This window comes from Acinetobacter sp. UBA2063, assembly GCF_002333245.1.
GTDB lineage: Bacteria > Pseudomonadota > Gammaproteobacteria > Pseudomonadales > Moraxellaceae > Acinetobacter > Acinetobacter parvus.
In genome coordinates this window covers 1-5,152 of sequence record NZ_DDAH01000173.1, presented here as the reverse complement: position 1 = coordinate 5,152, position 5,152 = coordinate 1, and the positions used below count along the sequence as shown (strand labels likewise).

At 46.6% G+C, this 5,152-nt stretch carries 4 protein-coding genes; 2 read left to right on the top strand and 2 right to left on the bottom strand.

The annotated features are described in order from the left end of the window. Positions 1–774: efflux RND transporter permease subunit (locus B4H32_RS08125; protein ID WP_286801718.1), on the bottom strand; the 774-nt coding region annotated here is incomplete at its 3' end. A 2-nt stretch (positions 775–776) separates the two neighbouring features. Continuing rightward, positions 777–1,877 carry an efflux RND transporter periplasmic adaptor subunit gene (locus B4H32_RS08120; protein WP_262450017.1) on the bottom strand — a complete coding sequence of 367 codons (1,101 nt, stop codon included), beginning with the start codon at positions 1,875–1,877 and terminating at the stop codon, positions 777–779. A 153-nt stretch (positions 1,878–2,030) separates the two neighbouring features. Here B4H32_RS08120 and B4H32_RS08115 point away from each other — a divergent pair, with 153 nt between their 5' ends. Together B4H32_RS08115 and ppc are read left to right on the top strand one after the other, a co-directional pair. Beyond that, positions 2,031–2,654, top strand: a complete 624-nt coding sequence (locus B4H32_RS08115) for a TetR/AcrR family transcriptional regulator (protein ID WP_286801703.1) — start codon at positions 2,031–2,033, stop codon at positions 2,652–2,654. Positions 2,655–2,738: 84 nt separating this feature from the next. Further along, positions 2,739–5,152 (top strand): phosphoenolpyruvate carboxylase (ppc, locus tag B4H32_RS08110; protein WP_286801699.1); only part of this gene is annotated, 2,414 nt, incomplete at its 3' end.

Genomic DNA, 5,152 nt, shown 5'->3' with positions numbered 1-5,152 from the left:
ACCAAGTTGAATGGTTTTATCACCCACCAATAACGGCATTTTTTTAAGGTCATCAACACTATGTAAGTGTCCGCTAACTCGGATTTGAATACGGTCTGTGCCTGTTTCAAAGAAGCCCGCACCTGCCATGTCATTCTGCTTTTGAATCGCTTCCTGAATGGCTGTGACAGGGACACCAAGCTGCACCGCCTTAGTATTGGACAGTTCAATCCAGATTTTCTGGTCTTGTAGACCAACAAGATTCACCTTGCTAACATCCTTGACCCGTTGCAATTGTAGTTGCAAACGATCGGCATATTCTTTCATTACCGCATAGTCAAAATCTTTGCCCGTCAGTACATAGATATTGCCGAAGGTATCGCCGAACTCATCATTAAAGAACGGCCCCTGCACACCGCTTGGCAGTTGCGAGCGAATGTCATTGACCTTTTTACGCACGTTATACCAAACATCAGGAATTTCACTGGAACGATAAGAATCCTTGGCGATAAATGTCACCATAGATTCCCCAGGCCGTGAATATGCCCGAATATTTTCATATTGCCCTGTGGTCATCAGTTCTTTTTCAATACGATCTGTCACCAGGGTTGCAACCTCCTGAGCCGTTGCTCCTGGCCAATAGGTCTGCACCACCATCACTTTAAAGGTAAATGGCGGGTCTTCGCTCTGTGACAGCTTGGAATAGGACATCACCCCAACAATGCCAAGTAACAGCATAAAATACAGAACAATGCCCTTATTCTTCAGCGCCCATTCTGAAAGGTTAAATTTCATGATCAGGCTCCCGCTTTTACCGTGACTTCACGATTATCACGGTCTACAGGATGAATCTTTTGCTGATCACGCAACAGGTGCACACCACCGACCACAACCCAATCTGAAGCTTTTAGACCTGAAAGAATAGGCACACTGTCACGGCCATAAGTTCCCAAAGTCACAGGAACTTTACGTAAGGTTTGATTGGCATTGACCACCCAGACATAAGCTTGTTGATCATTGGCAGTGACGCTGGATAAAGGCACGCTCAGGACATTGTTTTCATTTGCCACAAAGAACACTCGTGCGCTTTGTCCAAGTTGAATCGTGGACTGTCCCTCAAGCAGGGAGACCTTGACAGTAAATGTACGCGACTGGTCAGCGGCTGGTGAGACCTCACGGACTTTTGCGGCAAAACGTGTATCTGGCTGTGACCATAAGGTGACCCAGGCAGGCTGCCCGACTTTAATGGTACTGACTGCCTGTTCAGGCACACCAAACACCACCTCACGCTCCCCATCAATCGCCAGTTGATAGGCAGCCTGCCCTGCCGCCACCACCTGTCCTGTTTCAATATTGCGTTGGGTAATCACCCCATTTTTATTGGAGACCAACTGGTTATAGCCTGTTTGGTTAGAGGAAACCTCATAGTTTGAACGGGCCTGTTGCAGTGTTGCCTGTGCCGACTCATACTGGTTTTTAATAGCATCAAATTGTGAACGGCTGACCGCATTGACAGGCAAAAGTTGTTGATAACGCTTATATTCTTCCAATGCAATTTTTGCGGCGGCCTGTGCACTGTCCAGTTGGGCTTTGGCCGCATTCATTTGCAACTGGGCATCTTTCACATCCAGTTTTGCCAACACCTGCCCAACCTTAACCCGATCTCCAACATCGGCATAACGTTCGGTAATCTGGCCCCCGACACGGAATGCCAGTGCGGTCTGCTGTCTGGCCTGCACATCACCTGCATAGCTTTTCTGGTCAATATGGTTGCTACTCGGCTGCGTCACCATGACATAAGGAATTTCCTCAGTTCTGGGCACCTCTTTCTGACATGCGCTGAGGATGACACTACTGACAATGACTAACCCCAATATGATACGATTGATCTGATTCATCTATTTTGCGCTCTTATTCAAATTGATTTTTAGGGCGTGATATGGGCATTATCATAAATTGTTTAATTTTTAATTAATATACTCATGAGTACATTAAATAAAAATTAAATCTAGCAACCTGATTTTTTAATTGAATTAAAAGAGAACGATAACGTGCAGACGACCAGTGGTCGTCCCAAAGATTTAGAAAAAAGAGCCAGAATTTTGCAGGCTGCAAAATCTATTTTTCTAAAAATGGGTTATCACGCCACCAGCATGGACCAGATTGCCAAAGAGGCGGCTGTCACCAAACTCACGGTGTACAACCATTTTCAGGACAAGGCCAATCTGTTTACCTGTGCGATTGAGGAGAGCTGTGAGGAGTCCATTCGGGCAAAGCAGTTTGAACTCACACCTGAGTCCGACTTTAGGCAGGCATTGTATTTAATGTGCCAGCGCGCCCTGGGCATTATTTACCTGCCTGAAGCGCTGAAGCTGGATCGGGTGCTGTTTGAACTTGCTGCTGAACAAAGCCCCCTCACCCAGCAGTTTTTTGATGCCTCACACACACGTATGTGTCATGTCTGGTGTGGTTTTTTTGAGCAGGCCATCACACTCAACTTTATTCAGGCAGATGATCCCCTTAAACAGACCGAACTGATTGTGGCACTGATGCTCGGCAGACGCCACCACAAGGTTTTACTGGGCCTGGATTCGGTGCCAACCACGGTTGAAATTGAGCAGATGATTGAACAGGCCATTGAACTTTTTTTGCTTAAATATCAAGCTAAATTTTAAAGAAATTTCACATTTCCTTACGTTCTCCACTTGGAATGTCTGACAATCAGGTTATAGTCAAGACATGAGCAGAGGAGAAGCATAATGACACAACAAATCACTGCGCCATTACGAGAAGATGTTCGTTTACTGGGTAATTTACTGGGCGAAACCTTAAAGCAGCATGCAGGACAGGATTTGTTTAATCAGGTTGAGCAGATTCGTGCCCTGGCCAAGGGTGCCCGTGATGGTCAAATCGAGGCGGAAAAACAGCTCGAACACCTTTTCCTCGGCCTAAAAGATGAAGAAATTTTGCCCCTGACCCGTGCATTTTCATATTTTCTCAACTTTGCCAACATCGCTGAGCAGTACCATGTGGTGCGTAACCGCCGTCAGGCTGAGTTTGACGAGCAGACATCCAGTCCAAACCCACTGACGCATCTCTTTGAAAAATTCAGAACCCAACAGATTAGTGAACAGCACCTTTTCCAGCAGATCTGCGACCTCAACATCGAGCTGGTGCTCACCGCACATCCGACCGAAGTCAGCCGCCGTACCCTGATCCAGAAATATGATGACATTACCGACTGCCTATCACAGCTTGATCAACAGAAACTCACACCGAGAGAACGCCAGCAGACCATTGCCACACTCAAGCAACTGGTGAGTTCAGCCTGGCAAACCGATGAGATTCGCCAGCATCGCCCTACTCCTGTGGATGAAGCGAAATGGGGCTTTGCCACCATTGAACAGAGTTTATGGAATGCAGTTCCAAAATTTATCCGTGAACTGAATGAACTGACCCAGCAACATTGCCAGCAAACCTTGCCTCTGGATATTGCCCCGATTCGTTTTGCCTCGTGGATGGGCGGTGATCGTGATGGCAATCCCAATGTCACCCATCAAGTCACCCAAGAAGTGCTGTGGCTATCACGTTGGCAAGCTGCTGATTTGTATTTGCGTGATATTGAAAATTTACGCTGGGAACTGTCGATTCAAACCTGTTCAGATGAACTCACTCAAGCATTAGGTTATGAACACCCTGAACCCTATCGTGAATATCTACGTGAAACCCGTGAACGCCTGAAAGCCACCCGTCACTGGCTGACACAACGTTTACATGGACTGGATGCGGATGACAGTCAAATCATCAAAACTAAAGATGAACTATTACAGCCTTTATTGCTGTGCTATCGCTCCCTGATTGACAGTAATCTAGCCGAAATTGCCAATGGCCAGTTGCTTGATTTCATTTACCGTGTCAATTGCTTTGGCATAGAACTGCTGAAACTGGATATCCGCCAGGAATCAGGTCGACATCGTCAAGCCATTTCAGCGATTACTGAATATCTAGGTCTAGGCAATTTTGAATCGTGGACTGAACAGGCTCGTCAAAATTTCCTGATCCAAGAGCTGCAGAGCAAACGTCCTTTACTCCCTAAATATCTGAATGAACCAGAGGGCAGCCTGATTCGGCATCCAGATGTGCTGGAAGTGTTTGCCACCATGCGTACCCTGGCTGAACAACCAGCTGAGAGCTTGGGTGCCTATATTATTTCGATGGCAGAATATCCAAGCGACGTCTTAGCTGTTTTACTCTTACAAAAAGAAGCTGGGATTCAGCATCCGCTTCGTGTGGTGCCTTTATTTGAAACATTAAAGGACCTGGATGGCGCAGCCAAAACCATGAACACCCTGTTTAATGTGCATTGGTACAAACAGCATATTCAGGGTAAACATGAAGTGATGATTGGCTATTCAGACTCAGCCAAGGACGCGGGCTTTATGTCGGCCAACTGGGCGCAATATCGCGCTCAGGAGGAACTGACCGCGATTGCCAAAAATCATGGCGTACAACTGACCCTGTTCCACGGACGTGGTGGTTCGATCAGCCGTGGCGGCGCACCGACCCAGCAAGCCTTATTTTCCCAGCCACCAGGTTCAATCTCTGGAGCAATTCGTGTTACTGAACAGGGTGAAATGATTCGCTTTAAATTTGGTTTAGAAGGCATCGCGCTACAAAATTTGGAAATCTATACAGCGGCAACATTAGAAGCAACACTACTACCACCGCCAGAGCCAAAGAAAGAATGGCGAGACTTAATGAATCAAATGACTGATTTATCGGTACAGGTTTATCGACAAACTGTGCGTGAAAATCCAAATTTTGTCAGCTACCTGCGTACCGTTACCCCTGAACTTGAGCTACAAATGTTACCGCTCGGTTCACGTCCAGCCAAGCGCAAGGTTAGCGGTGGCATTGAATCACTACGCGCCATTCCGTGGGTGTTTGCATGGACCCAGATTCGCCTGATGTTGCCTGCATGGCTGGGTACAGGTACGGCGATTAATCAGGTGCATGGACAACACCAAAACACCTTAAATGAAATGCTTGAACAGTGGCCGTATTTCCAAACTTTAATTGATATGCTGGAAATGGTTTTATCCAAATCTGATGCAGATATTGCGTTGTACTATGAATCTCATCTCACCCAAGATCAGGACTTAAAAGTTCTAGG